The organism is Saccharopolyspora sp. SCSIO 74807, assembly GCF_037023755.1.
In the GTDB taxonomy this organism is placed as follows: Bacteria; Actinomycetota; Actinomycetes; order Mycobacteriales; family Pseudonocardiaceae; genus Saccharopolyspora_C; species Saccharopolyspora_C galaxeae.
In genome coordinates, this window is sequence record NZ_CP146100.1 from 6,435,824 (window position 1) to 6,455,317 (window position 19,494).

The window sequence follows — 19,494 nt, forward strand, 5'->3', positions numbered from 1 at the left end:
AAGGAGGCAGGCTATCCCCCGTATCACCCGAAAGGCTCAGCTGGGGCCCGCCTGCTCGCGTCCCGCCATCTCAATGGCTGGGACGCGCTCGGCGCGGGCGAATGATCGTTTCGTGATCGACCCGAAATCCGCCGACCGGCCCGCCGGTTCCGCGGAACCCGGGTCCGCCCGGCTCAGTGCGCCGCGGCGTCCCAGGATCCGCCGACACCGACCGAGACCTCCAGCGGAACGTCCAGCGGATGCGCCGCCCCCATCTGCTCCCGCACGATCCGCTCCACCTCGGCCCGCTCGCCCTCGGCCAGTTCGATGATCAGCTCGTCGTGCACCTGCAGCAGCATCCGCGAGCGCAGCCCCGACTCCGCCAGCGCGCGGTGCACGCCCAGCATCGCCACCTTGATGATGTCGGCCGCACTGCCCTGGATCGGCGCGTTCAGCGCCATGCGCTCCGCCATTTCCCGGCGCTGCCGGTTGTCGCTGAGCAGGTCCGGCAGGTAGCGGCGACGGCCCAGGATCGTCGCGGTGTAGCCGTCCTCCCGTGCCTTCGCCACCACCTCGTGTAGGTAGTCCCGCACCCGGCCGAAGCGGGCGAAGTAGGCGTCCATCTGCGCCTTCGCCTCCTCCGCCGAGATCCGCAGCTGCTGCGCGAGCCCGTATGCGGAGAGCCCGTAGGCCAGCCCGTAGGACATGGCTTTCACCCGGCGCCGCAGCTCCTGGTCGACCTCCCCGATCGGCACCCCGAACGCCTGCGAGGCCACGAAGCTGTGCAGGTCCTCACCGGTGCGGAACGCCTCGATGAGACCTTCGTCGCCGGACAGGTGCGCCATGATCCGCATCTCGATCTGGCTGTAGTCGGCGGTCATCAGCTGCGCGTAGCCGCCGCCGACGACGAAGACCTCCCGGATCCGGCGGCCTTCCTCGGTGCGGATCGGGATGTTCTGCAGGTTCGGCTCGGTCGAGGACAACCGGCCGGTCGCGGCGATGGTCTGGTTCAGCGTGGTGTGGATGCGGCCGTCCGCGGCGATGGACTTGACCAGCCCTTCCACCGTGGTCTTGAGCCGGGTGGCGTCCCGGTGCTCCAGCAGGTGCTGCAGGAACGGGTGCTCGGTCTTCTCGTAGAGCCCTTGCAGCGCTTCCGCGTCGGTGGTGTAGCCGGTCTTGGTGCGCTTGGTCTTCGGCATCCCGAGTTCGTCGAACAGCACCACCTGCAGCTGCTTCGGCGAGCCGAGGTTGATCTCCTTGCCGATCACCGCGTAGGCCTCCTGCGCGGCCTGCTTGACCCGCCCGGCGAAGTGCGCGCCGAGCTCGTCGAGCCGCCACGCGTCGACCGCGATGCCCGCGGCCTCCAGCTCGCCGATCACCTCCAGCAGCGGCAGTTCCAGGTCGGTGAGCAGCCCGGCGCTGTCGATCGCGGAGAGCTCGGAGTCCAGCGCGTCCGCCAGTTCGCCCACCGCGCGCGCCCGGACCAGCTCGGCGGCCGCCGCGTTCGCCTTCTCCTGCTCCTCGTCGGCGAGCAGGGACAGCTGGCCATCGCCGCCGTCCTGCTCGGCCCGCAGCTCGCGCTGCAGGTAGCGCACCACCAGATCGGGCAGGTCGAACGACCGCTGCCCGGGCCGCACCAGGTAGGCGGCCAGCGCGGTGTCGCTGGTCAGGCCCGCCAGTTCCCAGCCGCGGTTGCGGATCGCGTGCAGCGGGCCTTTGACGTCGTGCGCGGCCTTCGGCAGCGCCGGGTCGGCCAGCCAGTCCACCAGCGCCTTCTCGTCGTCCGGGGTGAGCTCGGTGACGTCGGCGTACACACCGGCTCCGTGCTGGTTGACCAGCGCCAGGGTGCGCAGGTCACCGCCGCCGGTGCTCCAGGTACCGGTGCAGGTCATCCCGACGCGCGCGCCGTCGGCGGCGTGCTCGCCGAGCCATCCGGCCAGCGCACCGGGCTCCACGGGACCGCCGGTGACCTCGAAGCCTTCCTCGACTTCGGGTTCGGCCGAGGAGAGCGTCGCGAACAGCCGCTCCCGCAGCACCCGGAACTCCAGGTCGTCGAACAGCCGGTGCACCGCGTCCCGGTCCCACTGGGCGAGCACCAGCTCGTCCGGGGCCACCCCCAGCGGCACCTCCTTGACCAGCTCGGTCAGTTCCCGGTTCAGCTGCACGGCCGCGAGGTGTTCCCGCAGCGCGTCGCCCGCTTTGCCCTTGACCTCGTCGACCCGGTCGACCAGCTCGTCCAGCGAACCGAACTGCTGGATCCACTTGGTCACGGTCTTCTCCCCGACTCCGGGGATCTTCGGCAGGTTGTCCGATGGGTCCCCGCGCAGCGCGGCGAAATCCGGGTACTGCTGCGGCGAGAGGCCGTACTTGTCCTGCACGGCCTGCGGGGTGAAGCGGGTGAGCTCGGAGACGCCCTTGGTCGGGTACAGCACCGTGACCTGGTCGTCGACCAGCTGCAGGGAGTCGCGGTCGCCGGTGCAGATGGAAACCCGGAAGCCTTCCGCGGTGGCCTGCTCGGTCAGCGTCGCGATCACGTCGTCGGCCTCGAAGCCCTCCATGCTCAGCACCGGCACCGAAAGCGCGCCCAGCACGTCCTGGATCAGGCTGACCTGCCCGCGGAACTCGTCCGGGGTGGTGCTGCGATTCGCCTTGTAGTCGGCGAACTTCTCGCTGCGGAAGGTTTTGCGGGACACGTCGAAGGCGACCGCGAAGTGCGTGGGCTGCTCGTCGCGCAGCAGGTTGATCAGCATCGAGGTGAAGCCGTAGACCGCGTTGGTGTGCTGGCCGGTGCCGGTTTGGAAGTTCTCCTTCGGCAGGGCGTAGAACGCTCGGTAGGCCATGGAGTGGCCGTCGATCAGCAGCAGTCGTCGGTCTTCTGAAGCCATCACGCCGCCGAAGTCTAGGCTGAGCCACCGACAGCACGTGCGGCGAGGCGCGAGGAGAGGTGAAGCGTGACCGCGACCGAGGATGAGCAGGCGGGCAACGCCGGGATGGACCAGGTGCAGGCCCCGGACAGCGGCCAGTTGCAGCGGCGGATGGGCATCGAATTCGTCGAGTGGTCACCGGAACGTGTGGTGGCGACGATGCCGGTGGAGGGCAACCGCCAGCCCTACGGCCTGCTGCACGGCGGGGCAAACGCGGTGCTTGCCGAGTCGGTCGGTTCCATCGCGGCCGCGCTGCACGCGGGCGAGGACCGGATCGCGATGGGCCTGGAGCTGTCCTGCACGCACCACCGCGGCCCCACCGAAGGAGTCGTGACCGGTACCGCGACCCCGCTGCATCGGGGCCGCAGCACCGCGACTTACGAGATCGCGATCGTCGACGAGCGGGACAAGCGGACCTGCACGGCGCGGCTGACCTGCGTGCTGCGCGACCGGCCCTGATCACGACCGGCGCTGATCACGACCGGCGCTGATCACTCGAGGTTGTCCAGCACCGCCTGGGCCACGGCCTTCATCGTGGTCCGGCGGTCCATGGCGGTGCGCTGCAGCCAGCGGAAGGATTCCGGCTCGGAGAGGTTGTGCTTGCTCATCAGCAGGCCCTTGGCGCGCTCGATGGTCTTGCGCGCCTCCAGCCGCTCGCTGAGGTCGGCGACCTCGGCCTCCAGCGCCTGCACTTCGGTGAACCGGGACACCGCGAGTTCGACCGCGGGCACCAGGTCCCGCTTCGCGAACGGCTTGACCAGGTAGGCCATCGCCCCCGCGTCGCGGGCGCGCTCGACCAGGTCGCGCTGGCTGAACGCGGTGAGGATCACCACCGGCGCGATCCGCTCCCCCGCGATGTTCGATGCGGCCTCGATCCCGTCCATCTTCGGCATCTTGATGTCCAGGATCACCAGGTCCGGCCGCAGCTCCTCGGCCAGCCGCACGGCTTCCTGCCCGTCCCCGGCCTCGCCGACGACCTGGTATCCCTCTTCTTTGAGCATCTCCACCAGATCGAGTCTGATCAACGCCTCGTCCTCGGCCACGAGTACGCGACGTTCGACGGGCTTGGCCTCGCGTGGGTCCTCGGCAGCCGGCGTGGTCACCGGGTCCTCCTGGGGTAGTTCTGACACGGTCCAGTGCGTTGGTCACCGGAAAGTTCAGCTTACCGGCCACACCCGAAGGCCGAGATGACCAGGGAGGGTGACCATGCCGACACCGGTTCGACCATCCGCCCGGCCCGACCTGCGTGATCATCCGCGAGTCGCCCAGTGGTCCGCGGCGTCCGCCAGGGCCCGCCGGATCCGTTCCTGCTCCCGGCTTCCCGTGGTCGGCAGCCGCAGGATCGGCATGTCGTGCTCCCGGAAGATCGCGTCCTTGACCCCGTCCCGCTCCAGTTGGGCCGGGTTGTCCTCGTGGTACTTGAAGCCGTCGACCTCGATCGCCAGCAGCGCCTGGTTCGTCACGCGGTTGTAGACGACGAAATCGACCGAAGAGCGGTGCTTGACGAGTGTCCGTTGCCGCTGCGTGAGCCGGCTCTGGTCGGGGAACAGGTTCTTCAGCAGGACCTGGGGCACCGCGGTGAGGTGCTCGTTTCCCTCCTCGCCGAGGATTTCGCCGAGCACCGTCCACGCGATGTTCTCGGAGGGGTACTCGGTCCGGCGCAGGGTTCGTTTTCTCAACGCCTCCAACCGCTGCGAGAAATCCTGGTAGAGCAGGTCGAAGATCGAGATGATCGAGCTGTCCGCCACGCCATCGCCGAGGTCCTGGTAGCGGATGTAGCCGACCAGATCCCGGATGTGGCGGCTGAGCGGCATCATGTCGTGGTTGGTGACCAGGACGAACCGCTGCTTCGCCCGGGACACCGCCACGTTGATCAGCTTCGGCTCGTCCACGAACGGCAGCCCGGTCCGGCCGTACCGGGTCTCGTCGAGGACCGTGGTCAGCACGACCATCTCCTTCTGCCTGCCCTGGAACTTGTGCACGGTGTTGACGTCGATCCCGTCGAGGACGTCACCCGCCTTGTCGCTCTGCAACCGGTACGGGGTCGTGACGCCGATGTCCGCATCCGCGATTCCGCCGCGGTGCTGCGGGATCACCTCGGCTTCGATGACGTCCACCTCGCGCTGGTTCGAGCGGCCCCCTTCGCGGTGCTTGCGCATGTGGTTGCCCTCGGCAGTGCGCCACACGAGCATCGAGCGCTCGGCGCCGCCGCTGGTGTACGGGATGAGCTCGTTGTCGTAGAACTTCTTGTTGCAAAAACCGATGATCGCCGGGGAACACCGGTAGTGCTCCCGCAGCAGCGTTCGCGGGAGCGCGTCGTCGCCGTGGATTTCCCGCAGCGAGTCCAGGAGGCTGTTGCGGCAGTCGTAAGCGGGACTCGGCGGTTGGAGGTCCTCCGCCGGCTTCGGTGCGATCGGGGCCAGTTGCCGCGCGTCTCCGACCACGACGAGATTGCGGCAGCACGCCAGCGCCAGCCCGGCGACGATCGGGTCGACCTGCGAAGCCTCGTCGATGATCAGGTAGTCGAGCAGGACTCCGCTCGCTATGCTGTCCGCGAGCGAGTGGCAGGTGCTCAGCACGACCGGGTAGTCCGCGAGGAAGTCCTGGAACTCGTTGCCCCGCTTGTACTTGTCCTGCCGATAGGTCTTGCGCGGACGGTTCCGGTACCGAGAACCGAGTTCGGCGCGCAGGGCCCGGATCGAAAGATCCCGGTGCTCTTCCGCGAGCGCCCCGAATTCCGCCCGCTCCAGGCCGTCGTCGAGTCGGCGGAGCTGTTCGTCCAACTCGGCGATCCGCTTTTCGTAGTACGCGCGCTGGAGCCGCACGACCACGTCGGTGTCCCCGGGGTCGATCCCGCGCAGCGATCCGTATTTGAAGTACTTCCGGATCCGCCGCAGCAGCCCCGGCCGGGCACCGTTGCGTTCCAGGTCGCTTTCGGCCAGGTAGTCCAGGACGCGGGCGGACGAGCGGCGCAGCAGCGGCAGCCCTTCCAGGTCGGGTAGCTCCTCACGGCGCAGGTGCTGCTCGAAGTGCCGCAGTTCCAGCCGGTACGCCTCGACCTCCTGGCGGAGCTCGGCGCTGCGCCGCTCGTCCCGCTGCAACCGGCGCAGCCGATCGTCCACTTCGGCCAGCCGCGCGGGATCGGGGTTTTCCGGGGTCTCGGCGGCGAATGCGCGAACCTGCTCGTTGCGGGTGGTCTGGCCGGCGAAGAACTTCGCTTGCTTGTCCTTGTTTCCGAGGTTGGCGAGCACGTGCCCGAAGCCGAGCTCGGCGAGCTTCTCCTGCACGTTGTCCACGGCGGCGTTGGTGTGCGAGACCACTGCCACGGTTTCGCGCCGGACGACGACGTTCGCGATCAGGTTCAGGATCGTCTCGGTCTTGCCGGTGCCTGGCGGGCCTTCGATGACCGACAGGTCGTGGGTGAGCGCCCCGTCCACCGCCGCGCGCTGGCTGAGGTTGCAGCGGAACGGAAAGATCGGGGCGGTGCCCGCCTCCCGGGTCCGGATCGGGGCGGCCGAGAGGTAGGAACGCAGCGCGCTCTCCGGATGGATGAACTCCAACCTTTCGTACGGGCGCCGCAACGGATCACCCGCGGGGAGCCCCGCCACGACCGCGTTCCAGTAGTCGCGCACCCCGGCCTCGAGTCCTGTCGGCGGAGGGCAGTTCAGCACCCGCACCTGGGCCGCCGGATAGCAGCGGTGGTCCTCACCCCGCTGCGTCCGGTAGAAGACCCGAGACCACGCACCTTCCGCTCCGGAGAACGTGCAGACCTCCACGGCGCTCGACCACACGGCGCCGTTCACCTCGACCCGCTCGTGTTCACCGACGACTACCTGCTCCGGACCGGCGAGGATCGAAACGCGCTCCGGGCGGTACGCGTACCGGCGGCCACCGTTGAACACGATGCCGACCTTCCCGTCGGCCGAATCGTGTCCGGACACATCTCGCGTCTGGTCCTGGAACCGCCCGGACTGATCTTGGATCAGGACGGCTTCGCAACGTGGATCGATCACGCTGGTCTCCTCGGTGCGGAGCTCACCGGCGCCGCACGACCGCGGGCGACAGCCCCGGTAACGCGACGCGGCACGGCCACCGGGCACTACAGCAGACGATCGACGCCACCTCCGGCGAATGCACCGACATCACCCGATCGGCGCCCGGTCGGCGATCACTGCGGACCGGACCGTCCCGCCGAGAGCGCGCCCAGCCGAAGCCAGGGGCTCGTAGACGCCCTGCGCAGGCCACATGCGAACCCCGCCCACAACCTTTGATCAAGCCCACGCTAGGCTGTTCCCTCAAGCCCCCGTAGCCCAACCGGCAGAGGCGGCGGACTCAAAATCCGTACAGTGTCCGTTCGAATCGGACCGGGGGCACCCCGCCTGAACAGGCGTTACAACCGAACACAGCGATCATGGAACTGATCCGTGGGCATGGCCTTGGGCACGAGTATACTCAAGGCCATGAGTGCTGCTCGCCCGAACTCGCGGCCCAAGGGCAACATCGAGGAGCGCGGCGGCGCGCTTCGCGTACGGCTATACGCCGGGACCGACCCCGTCACCGGTCGACAGAGCTACCTCCGCGCCACCATCCCCGGCACGAACAAGGCCGCCTGGGATAAGGCAGACGCGAAGCTCGCCGAGTTCCGCACGCAAGTGGCCAAGCAGCGGTCGGCGCAGTCCTCGGTGAAGCTCAGTTACGCGCTCGATGAGTGGCTGCGGACGACAGAGCTTGCTGAGAGCACACGGCACACGTACGAGGGCTACGTCTCGCGCACGATCGAACCGGCACTCGGCGGCGTCGCGGTGAACAAGCTGACCGCCCGAATGCTGGAAACCTTCTACACGGAGTTGCGCCGCTGCCGTGCCCGCTGCAACGGCAAGCCCAGCATCGAGAAGCACGCCAAAGCAGACGAGCACGACTGCGCGGAAGCAGGCTGCAAACCGCACTCGTGCAAGCCGATGGGCAACTCCACCGTTCGCCAGATTCACGCCATCCTCAGCGGCACGCTCGACGCCGCCGAACGCTGGGACTGGATCAGCTCCAACCCGGCACGGGTCGCACGCAAGCCGAAGCAGAAACGACCTGAACCCGACCCGCCCACTCCGGCCGAAGCCGCACGGCTCTCGGAAAGGGCGTTCGAGATGGACGAGGACTGGGGAACGCTGGTGTGGCTGGCCATGACGACCGGGATGCGCCGCGGCGAACTCGTCGGACTCCGCTTCTCACGAGTCGACTTGGACGAAGAGGTGATCGACCTCCGCCGCAACTGGGTCCGCGGTGTCGAGAAGGGCACCAAAACTCACCAGAACCGCCGCATAGCCCTCGACTCCGAAACCGTGACGCTGCTCAAGGAACACAAGGAGCGAGTGCGCGAGCGCGTCGAGCGGATCGGCGCCAGCTTCACGGAAGACCTGTTCGTCTTCGGCGGCAGGAAGACCCCGGATCACTCCGAGCCCTACTCCCCCAACGCCATCACCCAGCGGTACAAGGACATGGCGACCCGGCTCGGCATCTCCACTCACCTCCACTCGCTGCGCCACTACTCCGCCACCGAACTACTCACCGCCGGAGTCGACCTCCCCACCGTCTCCGGCCGCCTCGGCCACGGCGGCGGAGGCGCAACCACACTCCGCGTCTATGCGGCGTGGGTAGCCGCATCCGACCGGAAGGCAGCCGAAATCCTCGGAAGCAGGATGCCCAAGCGAAACAAGCCTGCCGAGTAACCCAGACTTGCACCTGCGCCAACCGGACGCATGTCATCACGCTTCTAGCGGCTTGACGCGAACAGCTTTCGATAGATGCCGCACACCTGTCAGTCCCCGCCGGTACCGTCCGCAACGAGTGATCACATAAACAAGGATGGAACCAATGGCGCGAAAACCAATCGTCATCGGGGAACGATTTTTTGCACTCAAGAAGGACGCCGAGCAAGAGTGCCGTTCAATACTCTACAGATATCGGCCGGGCGATACTGTATCAACCCCCGAAGACGAGAGGCTCCTTCTTGATGTATTGAATATGCATCCCGACAGGGATCGAAAAGTGGGGCACGGCATCGATCACTTTGAGGTTCGGGAAAATCCGCAGATCCAACGCAAGCGAACGATATACCTGGTCCGCAGCGACGGGTCGGAAACGGATTTTTCTTACCTGAAGTGTTTAACTCCCCCAAGTCAAGCAAAGTTGGCGAAAGCGACCCTCCGCAGGGCTGTCGTTCCACAGATCAACGAGTTCATCCGCGAAACATACCAAAGATGTGGGGCGCTAACCTGTGCAATCACCGGGGAAGCGCTCGATCGCAGCCAAGCACACGTTGACCACTACAATCCGACTTTCGACATGCTAAGCAAAGCGTTTGCCGATTCAGAAGGGGGCTGGGATGCCATATCCACAAAAAGTTCCGATGGCATGATCGGAAAAGAGATCGCTGATCCTGACCAGGCGGGCCGCTGGGATAGGTATCATCGCGACTTTTCTTCGCTGCGGATCGTATCAGTACAATCCAATCTATCGCTGCTTCGTCAGAGCGCACGGTAAGCAATCTATTTGACGGCGAACGTAGCCACGACACTTCGGATGGCCGGTGCTCCACGCACCGGCCATCCGTAGTCTTCCCCCGTGAGCACTGAGCGCGGAGCATGGCAGGTGTACGGGGAGCGGACGATCTACGACAACCGGTATGTCCGGTTGGGGCTGGTGGATGTCGAGCCGCCGGACGGGCGGCGGTTCGAGCATCACGTGGTCCACCTGGACCGGGTCGCGGTGGCGCTGATCGTCAACGAGCGCGACGAAGTGCTGATGCTATGGCGCTACCGGTTCGCCACAGATGAGTGGGGTTATGAGCTGTTGGGCGGCATCGTTGACGGGGACGAGGAGTCCACGGCGACGGCACTGCGTGAGACAAGCGAGGAGAGCGGTTGGGAACCGCTCGGCGAGCCGGAGCACCTGGTGAGCTTCGAGCCGATTCCGGGCATGGTCACGGCTCAGTTCGATGTCTACCTGTGGCGCGGCGCGAAGCACATCGGCGACCCGACCGACGAAGAGGAAGCCGGAACCATCGAGTGGGTTCCGCTGGACCGGGTCATCGAGCTGACGCAGCAGCGCAAGCTGCTCGGGTCCGGGACGTTGGTCGCGTTGCTGTACTACCTGGCCTCACGTGGAGCCGCCGGGAAGGATCAAGCCGCTGAGTCGCCGTAGCTGGCGGTCGGACTTGATCTGCGAGGCCAGGCGTCGCGCTTGCCGGGAGTGTTCGAGCGCGGCGTCTCGGTCTCCGGCCGCGGCGTGGGCGTACGCGAGGTCCACGAGGATTCCAGTGCGGGCGCGGGTGAATGCTTCGGGTAGCCGTGGCAGTGCGTCGGTGAGTTGGTCGATCGCTTCCGGCTCGCCGAGCTTGCTCAATGCGTTGCCGCGCCACCGGTCCAGGTGTGCGCCAGCGAGGAATAGGAACGGCAGCGCGGGGTCTGTCGCTTCGGCGGGCAAGAGCTGGTCGGCTTCGTCGAACGCGCGCAGCGCCCCGTCTCGGTGCCCGAGAGCGGAGAGTCCTTCCCCATGCGCGGCCGCGAGCCAAGCGCGCAGCAAGGGCGGTGCAGCTTCCGATGCCAGCTCGCGGGCGGCGGCGAGTTGTTCGGCGGCTGCGGCCGTCTCGCCGATGTCGATGAGCACGAATGCCTGTTCTGCGGTCGCGTGTGCGACCAGTGGAGCGGATAGGGCTTCGCGGGCGGCGGTTTTGGCGCGTTCGTAGTGCTCCCACGCCTGCCCGTGCGCGCTGCGGTCGAGTGCTTCCCATCCGGCCAATGTGGACGCTTCGGTGAGCACGCCCGCGAGCGTTTCGCGGTGCCCGGTCAGGGTGCTGTACCCGAGCAGGCTTCCCACATGGTCGATGTTGCTCCGGAGCTGGTCGAGCATGGTGACGCCGCCGAAACGGCGATCGATTTGCCGGGCGTGGTCGACCTGCTGGCGAAAGACCTCCACCATCTCCGGATCGACCCGACGCGCGATGGCGATCCGGTTGCGCAGCTCGGCTAGATCTTCGTCGTCCGGCTCGGACGGGAAGCCCATCTCCTCGTCGGTGCGCCCGTAGACCTCGCGGAACAGGCGCCGGTACGGCTCGCTGACCGACTCGTGCCCGTTCTCCCAACGGGAGAGCTTCGTTTTCAGGCTGGTCGGCGTCATGATCGGAATCCTGAGCCGTTCCCCGCGCTGACCGAGCATCCGAATCACGTCATCGGCCGAGTAGCCGAGCTGTCTGCGCACCGCTTGCAAGCGGGTTTTCGGACTCATCGCACCATCCCCCGATATGCGACCTGACCTGCGAAGTTAATTGCGGTTAATGGGCTCGTGGTTAACCGGCGCCATCTGTGAAAACGCGCTCGACTGCCGTTTCTTGGAGGCATGGACAGCGCACACGGAACGGCCCACCGGGGCAGGCCGGTTGATCGCCGAAGCGGTCGGCTATCCGCCTTGCCCGCTGCCACGGCCGGTCTCGGCGGGGAGTCGCGAGTTCAGCTCGTCGAGTTTTTCGGTGATCTGGCGAAGGTGCTGCTCGATGGCGGTCAGCCGGCTGGGTACGTCGTCTTTGCTGGACAGTGGTTCGCCGGCCGCGGGTGGTGTGCGTCGGTCCAGGACTGCGGAGAGGTGTTCGGCGTGCCAGCCCAGCGCCAGCGAGAGGGCTTCGAGCGTGCGCGCGCTCCGCCGCCGCTCAACGGTGTTGTGCTGCAACTCGCGCACGATCGCTTGCGACACGTGCGAGCGCTCGGCCAGCTCGCGTTGCCGCATACCGAGTTCGCTCACGCGCTGGTTGATCGCGTGAGCGACCGCAGTCCAGTCCTCCGTCACGTATTCCTCCGCGTTCCGCCTCAGCGCCGAGATTAGCGCGGAGTTCATTCGACTCAGCAACCCCACGCGAAAGACGAGGCACTTCGCGCTCACTGAAAGCTGATATCAGCTTCTTGTTCCGCCGAAATCCTTGCCTTTTGCGATTCTCTGGAGATCCCGCAATGGAACAGAACTCCGAGAACGCCGGGCGACCGACGTTCTACACAGTTCGGGAAGCGGCGCGGATCATGCGCTGCAACCCCTCGACGCTGTACCGGGCGATCCGGGAGAACGCCTTCCCCGCCGTCCGGGTCCGCACCCGCTACGTCGTCCCGAGCGTCGCCGTGGACCAGCTCGCCGCCGAGGCGAGCGAGTCCGGGGCTCGCGTGGACGTGGCTCAGATGGCCGCCGAACGCCGGACCGCTCGCGACGTGGCGCGGCTGAACGGGGGTGCGCCGTGGTGACCCCCGAGGAGAACGAACGGCTCGCCCGGTTGGACCTGCTGCGGTCCCTGCCGCTGGGCGCACTCACCGACGTGGTCACGCAGAACGGCCGCTGCCTGTGGGAGTTCACCGAGGGCGATCCGCCTGACGTGTCCGGCAGTGCCGAACCGGATCGGGAGTTGGCCGCGCGGCTGTGCGCGGGCTGCCCGGTTCGTGACGAGTGCTTGGAACTGGAATTTCGCTCCGCAGGGGCCGAAACGGTCGGCGTGTGGGGCGCACTGTCCGAAGAGGACCGCCGTGCGCTCTACCCGATGTGGCGGGCTCGCCGCGAGGCCGAAAGGGGTGACTGGGAATGACGCTGCAACTGACTCCGGTCCAAGTGCTCGCGGTGGTCGGTGCGCTGCTCGTCCTGGTCGGTGTGTGGCGTGCGAGCGCCCGTGCCTCGCGGAAGGCCGCGGAAACCGCACGCACCGGGGCGCGGTTGGTGTCTCTCACCGGGCGGGTTGTGGCGACGGCAGGGGCGATCGTGCTCGTGCAGTGGTTAGTGATCATGCACTCGGGCGGAGGGACGGCCCTGTTCACGGTGCTGGGGATTCCGGCGGTGCTGGCGTCCTACACGCTCACCAAGGCACTGACGGTCACGACGCCGGAGCCTCCGCACCACCGGAGCCGGAAGCGATGAGCGGCCAAGCATCGCGGGGCGGGCGGCACGCGCCGCCCGCCCCCTCCGGGGCCGAACCGGTCGAGCACGTGCGGCGGCAGGTGGACCGGTTGTGCTGGACGGGAATCCTGCTCGGGCTCGCGTTCACCATGACCAACGTCCAGAGCTTCGCGGCCGGAGACGCCGCGGTGTGGTCGCTGCGGTGGTCGGCAGCGTGGCTGCTCGATCCGATGGTGTCGCTGGTCCTGCTGGCGATCCTGCGCGCCGAGCAGATCACCGCCCGCTACGGCGTGCACACCGGCGGATGGGTCCGCGGCGCGAAGTGGTTCACGCTCGCGGCCACCTACGTCATGAACACGTGGGAGGCGTTCGCGGACTCCTCCGCCGCGATGGTCGTGCTGCATTCTGTGCCGCCCCTGGTGGTGTTCGTGGCCGCCGAGGCGGTCACCGACCTACGCGACAAGCTCGGCGAAGTCGCCGCACTCGCCGCAATGAACGCACCGAAATCGCCCAAGACACCGGAACGGCCGGAACCCGTGCAACGCGCCGAGCAGGCCGCACGGCGCACTTCGGCCGACGAGTACCTGAACCGCGCGCGCCAGGCGTGGCAGCCCGACGTGACCGTGACTCCCGCCTGGATTCGCGACGTCACCGGCTGCTCGCGCGGCCTGTCCTCCCGACTGGCCGCCGCGCTCGCGGAGGAAGTGAACACCGAACGGGGCAACTCATGAACCCATCGGACGAGACGCATCGCGATCCCGTGAACGAGGTGGAACGGAAGGTGTTCGACGCCGAGATAGTGGACGAACCGCGCCGTGAACGGGCACGACGGTTCGCGAAGTGGTGGCTGAACTCTCCGCGCGTGCCCTCCCGGTTGAAGTCCTGGCCGCTGCTGCGGCAAGCACTCCTGGACGCCGCCGCATGGGTGCTGCGTTCACCGTGGACATTCCTGCGAGCCGTGGTCCGCGGCGCGGTGTTGGTCGTGCGCCAGTGGCGGCGGTGGGTGCGCGTGCACGACTACCGCGAGGCCGCCGAGGAGTCCGAGAAGCTGGCGGACAAGTTCCTGGAAATCCGCTCGCTGACGCTGTTCCGCTGGAAGGTCACCGGAAGTGTCGCACTCGCCGCAGTCGGCGCAGGCGTGGTTCTCAGTGTCCTGTTCGGACTGTCGGCACTGTGGGCAGTGTTGGCTGCTGTCGCTGTGGTATTCGCGGTGACCGGTCGCCGCAAGGAAGGCGCACCGGGCCGGAAGCCGGTTCTCGCGGGTCCGCGTTCGCTGACGTGGACGATGGACCCGCAAGTCCTGGTCGACGCCTTCCGGGACGCGAAGCTGATCGGCAAGGACGAATCGCTGCGCCTGGTCGAACGAGCGGCGCGTTCCGGCGACGGTTGGGCGATCACCGTGGACCTGCCAGCCACTCGCAAAGCCGCGGACGTGGTCAAGAACAGGGAAGCACTCGCCTCCGCACTCGCCGTGGACGAAGTGCAGCTCATCGCCGAACGAGTCCGCGGCAAAGGCGGGCACGCAGGACGGGTGTTCCTGTGGGTTGCCGACGACGACCCCTACTCCGGACCGCCGCCGAAGTGCCCGCTGCTCGAAGTGGACTCGTGGGATGCGTGGCGACCGGTCCCGTTCGGCCGCGACGCGCGAAACCGGCGGATAGACCTGCCGTTGGTGTGGACATCCCTGGTCGTCGGTGCGATTCCACGGCAAGGCAAGACGTTCGCTACCCGACTCGCGGTCGCCGGCTTGGTCCTCGACCCGTACGTGCGGCTGTACGTCTTCGACGGCAAAGGCGGAAAGGACTGGGAAGCCGCAGCGGAAGTCGCGCACCGCTTCGTGTGCGGCGACGAGGACCGACACGTAGCGGCGGTCCGAGACTTCCTCATCGAGCTGGTCGGCGAAGTGCAGCAACGCTACACGCGCATGTCCAAACTGGACGACGACCTGTGTTCCGAATCGAAGATCACGCGGACGATCTCGCGGGACGGCGACCTCGGGATGCCCGTCACCGCAGTGGTCTTGGACGAGGTGCAAGTCTTCCTCGATGACCCGTCGCCCGAGGAAGTCGGCGGCAAGAAGACGACTCGCGGCGCCTACATCGCGGACCTGCTGGCCTACCTCGCCCGGAAGGGTCCAGCCGCCGGGATCGTCGTCATCCTGGCTACTCAGCGGCCGGACTCCAACACGATTCCGTCCCGGCTCCGCTCGGTGCTCGGCTCGCGCTTCGCCCTGCGGGTGATGGACTGGCGAGACTCGAACATCGTGCTCGGCGAACAGATGAACACCCGTGGCTTTGACGCCTCCACACTGCTCCCGAGCCACAAAGGGGTAGGCATTCTGCGGCCGGACGGCGAGGCGGACGGCACCGGCGACGTACTCGCCATGACCGTGCGGACGTACTACCTGCCCAACCCCGAATGGCGAACCATCTGCAACCGAGGCCGGAAGCTGCGCGAGGCAGCGGGCACCCTCACCGGCCACGCAGCAGGCGACACCACGAGTGGCGCGGTCGACTCCTCTGCGGTCGCGCACGCGCTCGGCGCGGTTCCCGCCGAACCGGCCGAGCTGCCCGACCCGCTCGGCGCGATCCTCGACTACCTCGGCGACGACTTGGAGACCCGCGAGTTCGTACCGACCGCCGAACTCACCGACGCACTCGGCATGGAACCAACCGCATTCGGCCGCCGGATGGGCGATCTCGGATGCCAGCCACGCCGAGGACGACTCGTCGGTGACGACGGCACCGCCCGGCAGGTTCGCGGCTACTACAGCGCCGACCTCCGAGCCGTCATCGAGGAACACCGAACGGGCACCGACGAGGGCGGGACATAGCCGTCACGCACCTGTCCACGGCGGGACAACCCGTCACGGGACGCGGGACAGGCAAGGACCGGCGCTGACGTGGTCAAACGACGAAGAAGACGGGTGGGACGGGTCCAAGCGACCTGTCCCACCCGTCCGTTTTCACCGCCCAGCGCCCCGCTCCGAGGCAGCACGCTGAGCCTGTCCCGGCGTCTACAACTTCCGCAGTCCGTCCAGTACCCATCGGAGCAAAGCGGGCGACGGACGGCCGTCTACAGCCTTCGGCGGTTCGGGTTCCGGGCAGGGGCGAACGAAGGTGATCGTCGGAAGGTCCGCGTTCAGATCGCCGCACCACGCAGTGACGTACCCGCCGCGCTCGCGCGAGTGCTGGCCGCCGGACATGCTCAACCACTCGGCTGCTCGATCACGGTGCACCGGTCCGCCCGCGACAGCAGAACCGCCGCAAGGCGTTCCAACGCTTTGGCAAGCTCCCGATGCGCTTCACCGTCGAGCCGGTCTTCCGGAATCCGGTGCGCGGCGTCATCGAGAGCCCACTGCGCTTGCCGGAGCAACACAGCCACCGCGGCAGCGTCATCCGCGCCCATACGGCTCCACCTCCTGGAAGACAAACGGTCACTGGGTGCCCAGCTATGGATCACGGTCGGAGCCGACGTTCGGGGGACCGCCGACCCCGACCGTGACCGGGCGCCTGGCGACGGCTGAGAGGCGGAACGCAGTCACCAGGCGGTTCGGATGACCGCCCGCAAGCGGTCCATGTCAAACTGAAACCAGCTTGCCGAACCGCCGACATCAGCGGAACGACACAAGCACGACATGAACACGACTTCCGCACGGGGGACGGGAGGACACAGTGCGCCCCTACCGCACACTGCTCGAACAGAAGATCAGAGAACGCCGGATGACCTTGGAGGAGTTCGCGGCCTACGCCGAGGGGTTCGCCCGGGAACACGGCGAGCCAGGAACCCTCAGCCTCCGTCACCTGCAACGCCTGGTCGCAGGCAAAGGCCCGAAAGGCCAACCCCTCGGCCCGATCCGCCCAGCGACCGCGCGCCTCCTGGAACGCATCTTCGAGACGGACAGCAGCGACCTCCTGTCCTCCCCCATGCAGGCCGTCGCCCCACCCGATGACGACGCCGCCGAACTCCGGGAACGAATCCAGAAGGCAAAGCGTGTCGATGCAGGCATGTTGCAGAGCCTCCGCGGCCAACTCAACTCTATACGTCGCACCGACCGCCAATTCGGCGCGATCGTCACGCACACCGAAGTCTTAGCGAGGATATCTCAGGTCCGCGACCTATTCACGTATAGCCTCACCGTCACCACTCGCCGAGAACTCGCCATTCTCTTATCAGAGATGCACACTCTAGCAGGATGGCAGGCGCTCGACACTGGCCACCGCTCCGTTTCATGGCGCCACTACGAAGAAGCCAAACAAGCAGCCCTAGAAACCGAGGAAATTTCCTACCATGTTCACGCTACAGCTGAACAAGCTTTCACCTTGATCGACCTCAACTACACCACCACAGCGGTTCATCTGCTCGAATCGACACTCCGAGCAGCCGAACGCCGCTGCCCACAACTCCTACGCGCTTGGCTTGTTGCCGCCCACGGAGAGACATTAGCAGCCGATCGACAACCGGACCAATCTCGAAAGCAGTTTGACGAAGCCGAACATCAACTCCCACGAGAAAGCGTTCCAAAAGAGGGACCGTACATAGTTCTCGATAGGAATCACCTTACACGCTGGCGTGGCCACTCGGTATCCCAATCAGACCGTGTGGGCTCTTTCAGCTTGCTAACCAATGCACTGAAGGGCCTGGATCCGACATTCATCCGCGCAGAGTCCGCCCTTAGAGTTGACCTAGCAAGCGCACTAATTGCACTGCACGAGATCGATAAAGCCTCTGGGCAGCTCGACAAGGCAAGCAAGATGGCTTACAACTTGGGGTCCATTAGGCAACTAAGACGAATTAGCGCGCTGCGGACTGTTTAGGTACTACTTGCCGAAGCAAATACTAAAGGTTGGCACCGCGCCGGTGATGGCCCACAGGACTAATGCGATCATGGCATAGTGCGTGAGTTCAGGTTGAGACGATTGCGTCGGCAGATGCGCTGGCTTCCCCGTGTTTTCTGGCTACGTCGTTTAGGCGTGGCACTCGTGGTTGTTGGCTTGGCATGCGGGCTACCCGTGGATTGGCTTGCACTATTGCGGTCAACAGAACATGCGCTCTTGCGCATAGGATTCCCTGGGGCGCTGGCAGGAACAGGATTGGCACTGCTTGTTATAGCCACCATAGCCAACAAGGCTTTGCGGCCTAATAGGAATCCCACTAACTCGCAGCCGGAAGTGCGCCCCCTTCGATGGTGGTGGGTACTGCTTGTGGCCTTGAGCATTACGGCGGTCAGTGGCCTCGTGCTGCTCAAGCTGCTCGACGTCGCCGCCCAGGCTCCGCCCGCAGAGATCGCCAAGATTCGAATCGAGGCGGTTCGGACTACATTGACTTTGGCTGCGGGTCTGGTCGGTGTTGTTGCACTGGTGTTTACCTCTCGTCGGCAGTGGCTCGCCGAGCATTCGCAGCGCCACACCGAGAGCGATGCGGCTGAGCAACGAGCGACCGATCTTTATAGCGCGGCAGCAGCGCAATTAGATTCGGACAAAGCTCCTGTTCGCTTGGCAGGACTTTACACACTGGAAAGAATTGGACAGGTAAACAAAAGCCAAAGGCAGACAGTAATTAACCTACTGTGTGCTTACCTTAGAGTTCATTTTACTCATCCGAATGAACCAAACGACGGCGCGCTAAGCAAGCCCGCGGATGCATCCGCACAGGAACCCTTTTTGATCGATTTGGCGCCCACCCTAGCAGCAGCTGCAGGACTATCGCTAGATGGAGTTGAACGCCAGGAAGGGGAACTCGAAGTCCGCCGAGCCGCTCAAAATTTGATCTGCAGTCATCTTCGTCCAGATTTCTGGGACAAAAATGGCCGCCCTGGCGGCAGAGATTTTTGGGGAGATCTGAGAATCGACCTGTCTAGTGCAGTTCTTCACGACTGGGACGCATCGAGATGCTCGATACATGGTAACTTCTCGAAAGCTCAGTTCCATGGTGAAACAAGATTCTCCCGCGCACATGTATCCTCCTCGAACTTTTCCGGCGCGAAATTTTTCGGCGAAGTCAGGTTTGGCGACCGTTTTCATAAGGGTGGCCAATTCGAAGGGATAGTGAGCTTCATGAGAGCTCGATTTTATGATGTTGCTTCCTTCGAGGGATTAACCATCGAGGAGTCGGCGAACTTCCTAGAGGCAGAATTTGAACGAAGCGTCAAATTTGACGAAAAGTTACACGCGAAAAAGGTAGACCTATACGGTGCACGAGTTCGCAGAGACCCCAAAGGAAAACTACCAGAGCCCACCTGGCCTAGCGGTTGGAAGCTTACAGGACCGGTGGAGTCCCCTGAGGGGAAAGCTGGCCGCTGGGATGAGTTTGTTCCTCAAGCTTTTCCTGGCCCGTTGGTCTGGGATCCGCTTTCCTCAGATTCCAGCGGAGAACGCCGGGAATAGGAAAACCTACGAATAAAGGGCACCTGCGGCTTGAGGAGATCGGCACGCCACGCACGCGGAACGCGCGTGTGGGTACCCGTGGGCATGGACATGGGCATGAACGAACGCCACCGATGCCCTCAAAACGACGCTTCCACCACCGATCCGGTTCTTCTGCCGCAGGACAACACCAGAGCCACACCGCTCGGCCGACTCAAAATCCGTACAGTGTCCGTTCGAATCGGACCGGGGGCACATACAGCATCGTCACGACACCGTTCTGGTCGTGAACTGCGCATATCCGCACA

Annotated in this window: 17 protein-coding genes and 1 tRNA gene; 12 read left to right on the forward strand and 6 right to left on the reverse strand. The window is 65.7% G+C overall.

The annotated features are described in order from the left end of the window. Positions 1–173: 173 nt before the first annotated feature. Positions 174–2,864, reverse strand: coding sequence for a DNA polymerase I (gene polA, locus V1457_RS29440; protein WP_338598435.1), 2,691 nt, complete (start codon positions 2,862–2,864; stop codon positions 174–176). Positions 2,865–2,969: 105 nt separating this feature from the next. Between polA and V1457_RS29445 the strand changes: the two genes are divergently transcribed. Beyond that, the gene (locus V1457_RS29445) at positions 2,970–3,362 is read left to right on the forward strand and encodes a PaaI family thioesterase (RefSeq protein WP_338605157.1); all 393 of its coding nucleotides are present in this window, start codon (positions 2,970–2,972) and stop codon (positions 3,360–3,362) included. Between the two features lie 32 nt (positions 3,363–3,394). On the opposite strand, the gene V1457_RS29450 is transcribed toward V1457_RS29445, so the two are convergent. Both V1457_RS29450 and V1457_RS29455 read right to left on the reverse strand, forming a co-directional pair. Further along, positions 3,395–4,006: an ANTAR domain-containing response regulator gene (locus tag V1457_RS29450; protein ID WP_200072009.1), complete on the reverse strand. Its 612-nt coding sequence runs from the start codon at positions 4,004–4,006 to the stop codon at positions 3,395–3,397. A gap of 147 nt (positions 4,007–4,153) precedes the next feature. Beyond that, a complete protein-coding gene (locus tag V1457_RS29455) occupies positions 4,154–6,916 on the reverse strand; it encodes an AAA domain-containing protein (protein WP_338598438.1) in 2,763 nt (920 codons plus the stop codon). Positions 6,917–7,202: 286 nt separating this feature from the next. Here V1457_RS29455 and V1457_RS29460 point away from each other — a divergent pair. The 4 genes from V1457_RS29460 (at position 7,203) to V1457_RS29475 (ending at position 10,100) form a co-directional block, all read left to right on the forward strand. Next, positions 7,203–7,276 (forward strand) — tRNA-Leu (locus V1457_RS29460). Positions 7,277–7,333: 57 nt separating this feature from the next. Next, entirely contained in the window at positions 7,334–8,626 is a 1,293-nt protein-coding gene (gene xerC / locus V1457_RS29465; RefSeq protein ID WP_338605159.1) for a tyrosine-type recombinase/integrase, read from the forward strand. A gap of 145 nt (positions 8,627–8,771) precedes the next feature. Continuing rightward, positions 8,772–9,440, forward strand: coding sequence for a DCL family protein (locus V1457_RS29470; protein ID WP_338598440.1), 669 nt, complete (start codon positions 8,772–8,774; stop codon positions 9,438–9,440). Between the two features lie 81 nt (positions 9,441–9,521). Beyond that, positions 9,522–10,100: an NUDIX hydrolase gene (locus tag V1457_RS29475; RefSeq protein ID WP_338598442.1), complete on the forward strand. Its 579-nt coding sequence runs from the start codon at positions 9,522–9,524 to the stop codon at positions 10,098–10,100. Here the strand turns inward: V1457_RS29475 and V1457_RS29480 are convergent. Both V1457_RS29480 and V1457_RS29485 read right to left on the reverse strand, forming a co-directional pair. After that, the gene (locus V1457_RS29480; protein WP_338598444.1) at positions 10,056–11,183 is read right to left on the reverse strand and encodes a tetratricopeptide repeat protein; all 1,128 of its coding nucleotides are present in this window, start codon (positions 11,181–11,183) and stop codon (positions 10,056–10,058) included. The genes V1457_RS29475 and V1457_RS29480 overlap by 45 nt on opposite strands. A 171-nt stretch (positions 11,184–11,354) precedes the next feature. Continuing rightward, positions 11,355–11,738 (reverse strand): XRE family transcriptional regulator, encoded by a 384-nt coding sequence (locus V1457_RS29485; RefSeq protein WP_338605161.1) that lies wholly within the window; start codon positions 11,736–11,738, stop codon positions 11,355–11,357. Between the two features lie 161 nt (positions 11,739–11,899). Between V1457_RS29485 and V1457_RS29490 the strand changes: the two genes are divergently transcribed. From V1457_RS29490 to V1457_RS29510, 5 genes are read left to right on the forward strand one after another with little or no spacing between them, the layout of a single operon-like run. Then, on the forward strand, positions 11,900–12,181 hold the full coding sequence (locus V1457_RS29490) for a helix-turn-helix domain-containing protein (protein ID WP_338598446.1): 282 nt from the start codon (positions 11,900–11,902) through the stop codon (positions 12,179–12,181). Then, complete coding sequence (locus tag V1457_RS29495; RefSeq protein WP_338598449.1) at positions 12,178–12,516, forward strand: WhiB family transcriptional regulator; 339 nt, start codon at positions 12,178–12,180, stop codon at positions 12,514–12,516. Before V1457_RS29490 ends, V1457_RS29495 begins: the two co-directional genes overlap by 4 nt. After that, positions 12,513–12,842 carry a hypothetical protein gene (locus V1457_RS29500; protein WP_338598451.1) on the forward strand — a complete coding sequence of 110 codons (330 nt, stop codon included), beginning with the start codon at positions 12,513–12,515 and terminating at the stop codon, positions 12,840–12,842. Before V1457_RS29495 ends, V1457_RS29500 begins: the two co-directional genes overlap by 4 nt. Further along, on the forward strand, positions 12,839–13,552 hold the full coding sequence (locus V1457_RS29505) for a hypothetical protein (RefSeq protein WP_338598453.1): 714 nt from the start codon (positions 12,839–12,841) through the stop codon (positions 13,550–13,552). Before V1457_RS29500 ends, V1457_RS29505 begins: the two co-directional genes overlap by 4 nt. After that, a complete protein-coding gene (locus V1457_RS29510) occupies positions 13,549–15,654 on the forward strand; it encodes an FtsK/SpoIIIE domain-containing protein (RefSeq protein WP_407074734.1) in 2,106 nt (701 codons plus the stop codon). The genes V1457_RS29505 and V1457_RS29510 overlap by 4 nt, the downstream gene beginning before the upstream one ends. A 374-nt stretch (positions 15,655–16,028) precedes the next feature. On the opposite strand, the gene V1457_RS29515 is transcribed toward V1457_RS29510, so the two are convergent. Beyond that, on the reverse strand, positions 16,029–16,229 hold the full coding sequence (locus tag V1457_RS29515) for a hypothetical protein (RefSeq protein WP_338598455.1): 201 nt from the start codon (positions 16,227–16,229) through the stop codon (positions 16,029–16,031). 314 nt (positions 16,230–16,543) lie between these two features. Between V1457_RS29515 and V1457_RS29520 the strand changes: the two genes are divergently transcribed. Together V1457_RS29520 and V1457_RS29525 are read left to right on the forward strand one after the other, a co-directional pair. Next, positions 16,544–17,638 (forward strand): hypothetical protein, encoded by a 1,095-nt coding sequence (locus V1457_RS29520; RefSeq protein WP_338598457.1) that lies wholly within the window; start codon positions 16,544–16,546, stop codon positions 17,636–17,638. A gap of 78 nt (positions 17,639–17,716) precedes the next feature. Then, positions 17,717–19,207 carry a pentapeptide repeat-containing protein gene (locus tag V1457_RS29525; RefSeq protein ID WP_338598459.1) on the forward strand — a complete coding sequence of 497 codons (1,491 nt, stop codon included), beginning with the start codon at positions 17,717–17,719 and terminating at the stop codon, positions 19,205–19,207. Positions 19,208–19,494: the final 287 nt, after the last annotated feature.

Bases quoted from the DNA above. Each gene is read 5' to 3' on its own strand.
- V1457_RS29445 (WP_338605157.1), top strand. From the start codon at position 2,970: ATGGACCAGGTGCAGGCCCCGGACAGCGGCCAGTTGCAGCGGCGGATG.
- V1457_RS29500 (WP_338598451.1), top strand. From the start codon at position 12,513: ATGACGCTGCAACTGACTCCGGTCCAAGTGCTCGCGGTGGTCGGTGCG.
- V1457_RS29510 (WP_407074734.1), top strand. From the start codon at position 13,549: ATGAACCCATCGGACGAGACGCATCGCGATCCCGTGAACGAGGTGGAA.
- V1457_RS29505 (WP_338598453.1), top strand. From the start codon at position 12,839: ATGAGCGGCCAAGCATCGCGGGGCGGGCGGCACGCGCCGCCCGCCCCC.
- V1457_RS29480 (WP_338598444.1), bottom strand. From the start codon at position 11,183: ATGAGTCCGAAAACCCGCTTGCAAGCGGTGCGCAGACAGCTCGGCTAC.
- V1457_RS29470 (WP_338598440.1), top strand. From the start codon at position 8,772: ATGGCGCGAAAACCAATCGTCATCGGGGAACGATTTTTTGCACTCAAG.
- V1457_RS29515 (WP_338598455.1), bottom strand. From the start codon at position 16,229: ATGGGCGCGGATGACGCTGCCGCGGTGGCTGTGTTGCTCCGGCAAGCG.
- V1457_RS29490 (WP_338598446.1), top strand. From the start codon at position 11,900: ATGGAACAGAACTCCGAGAACGCCGGGCGACCGACGTTCTACACAGTT.
- polA (WP_338598435.1), bottom strand. From the start codon at position 2,864: ATGGCTTCAGAAGACCGACGACTGCTGCTGATCGACGGCCACTCCATG.
- V1457_RS29520 (WP_338598457.1), top strand. From the start codon at position 16,544: ATGACCTTGGAGGAGTTCGCGGCCTACGCCGAGGGGTTCGCCCGGGAA.
- xerC (WP_338605159.1), top strand. From the start codon at position 7,334: ATGGCCTTGGGCACGAGTATACTCAAGGCCATGAGTGCTGCTCGCCCG.